Below are 2,123 nucleotides of genomic sequence, written 5' to 3'. Positions count from 1 at the left end.
AAGTGTTAGCTGGAAACGGTATTGTCGTGAGTTTTATTAATAAATTTGTCCCTACTCCGGTGGTTATGTTTAAAGCCAAAGCGATGGATTGTGCCTATTCCGCCTGCATTACCGCTTCACATAACCCAGCCGATTATAATGGTATCAAAATTTTTATTCGTGGTGGACGAGATGCCGATGAGATCATCACCCAAAAAATTGAACAACAAATTGCCAATTTAAGCACTGAAGATGTTCGTTCTATAGACTTTGATCATGCCGTCAACCAGCAGCAAGTCATGCTCATCAACCCCATGAACGAATTTGTCGATTCAATCATCAATGCCATTGATATCGAAGCGATTAAAAAAGCGAACTTACGCGTGTTGATCGACCCAATGTTTGGTGTTGCCAAAAATGCACTCCAAACGGTTTTGATTAATGGTCGCTGTGATGTCGATGTGATCAATGATGGCAAAAACCCTGACTTTGGTGGGCTGATGCCTTCCCCCAGTGCCGCCACCCTTTATCGCTTACAACATCTGGTTAAAAATGAAGGCTACGATATTGGGATCGGCACCGATGGTGATGCCGACCGGCTGGGGATCATCGATGAGAAAGGCAATTTTATTCACCCCAATGAAGTACTGATCCTGCTCTATTACTATTTATTAGAGTATAAAGGCTGGAAAGGTTCCGTAGTGCGCAATATTGCGACCACTCACCTGCTGGATAAAATTGCCGCCGACCACGGTGAACAATGCTTTGAAGTTCCCGTTGGCTTTAAACATATCTCTTCACAAATGGAAGCCGATGATTCTTTGATTGGTGGTGAAAGCTCCGGCGGCTTAACCATCCGAGGTCATATCAAAGGCAAAGATGGCGTGTTTGCCTCCAGTTTATTGGTGGAAATGCTCAGCGTGACCGGCAAAAAGCTCTCAGAGTTGCTGGATGAAATTTACCATCGCTACGGCTATGCCTATACCGCAGAAGGAGATTGCACTTTTAAAGCAGATGAAAAAGCGACCCTTTATCACAAAATCTACGTCGAGAAACAACTGCCCGATTTTACTTATGAGGTAGAAAAAGTCAGTTATGCCGATGGCGCAAAAGTATACTTTAAAAATGGCGGTTGGGTGATTGCTCGTTTTTCTGGCACTGAACCCCTATTGCGAATTTTTGCTGAGATGGAAGATAAAGCGACGGCAGAACAAGTGTTACATCAGATGAAAACATTTCTCTCTTTATCATAAGAAATGACCAACCTGATTAGCCATGGCCCAGCTTGATGCTGGGCTAATTTATGCCATTTAAAAAGCCAAAAGCCCTTGTTGATCAATCGTCACCGCAACTGGCTGACCGATAGCAATCTCCGTTGTTGCGGTCGCAAGTAATGTCAGGCCCTCAACATCGATCAGGTAGCGGCAGTGATCCCCCATAAACTGTTGTTCAAGCACGACAATCGAGCTAGAAGGATCCGGTTGAATATGTACATGTTGTGGGCGCAGTAATAAATCACACGCCTGATCTTGTTGAATCGGTCGCTGTGCTAATGCCTTTAGCATTCCGAAATGAGTCTGGTAATGCGCTGCATTGACGCGGCGAGCAGGCAAATAACGACCACCCCCTAAAAAATCTGCCACAAATCGGCTCGTTGGACGATAATACAGCTCAGAAGCAGTACCAATCTGTTCAATCACACCTCGATTCATCACCGCCATTTTATCAGCAAAGGCAAACGCTTCTTCTCGGCTGTGAGTCACAAAAATAGCGGTCACCCCTTGCGCCTTAAATAACTTGCGAATTTCAATAATCAATTCATGCCGAACTTGAGTATCAATATTCGAAAAAGGCTCATCAAGCAGTAACAGATCGGGTTTATAGGCCAGTGAACGAGCGATAGCGACACGTTGCTGTTGTCCTCCCGATAACTGGTGTGGATAACGCTCAGCAAAAGTTCCTAAATGGACTAGTTCAAGCATTTCTGCGACTTTTTCCTGAACCTTATCACGCTCAAGGCCACGCAAACCAAACGCTACATTTTCAGCCACCGTTAAATGTGGGAATAATGCATAATCTTGAAAAATCATGCCAATGTTTCGTTGCTCGGGTGGCACCCAATGTCGGCCATTGTCGATAAGCCG

Annotated in this window: 2 protein-coding genes; one reads left to right on the top strand and one right to left on the bottom strand. The window is 44.7% G+C overall.

Annotation, left to right across the window (positions count from 1 at the left end):
- A partial coding sequence (locus B7C60_RS04450) for a phosphohexomutase domain-containing protein (RefSeq protein WP_245868540.1) occupies positions 1-1,232 on the top strand: 1,232 nt, incomplete at its 5' end.
- 57 nt (positions 1,233-1,289) lie between these two features.
- On the opposite strand, the gene B7C60_RS04445 is transcribed toward B7C60_RS04450, so the two are convergent.
- On the bottom strand, positions 1,290-2,123 hold an 834-nt coding region (locus B7C60_RS04445; protein ID WP_245868539.1), incomplete at its 5' end, for an ABC transporter ATP-binding protein.

Source organism: Vibrio fujianensis (genome assembly GCF_002749895.1).
Classification (GTDB): Bacteria; Pseudomonadota; Gammaproteobacteria; order Enterobacterales; family Vibrionaceae; genus Vibrio; species Vibrio fujianensis.
Note: the sequence above shows the minus strand (reverse complement) of the source record. Positions and strands in the feature narration are given on the sequence as shown.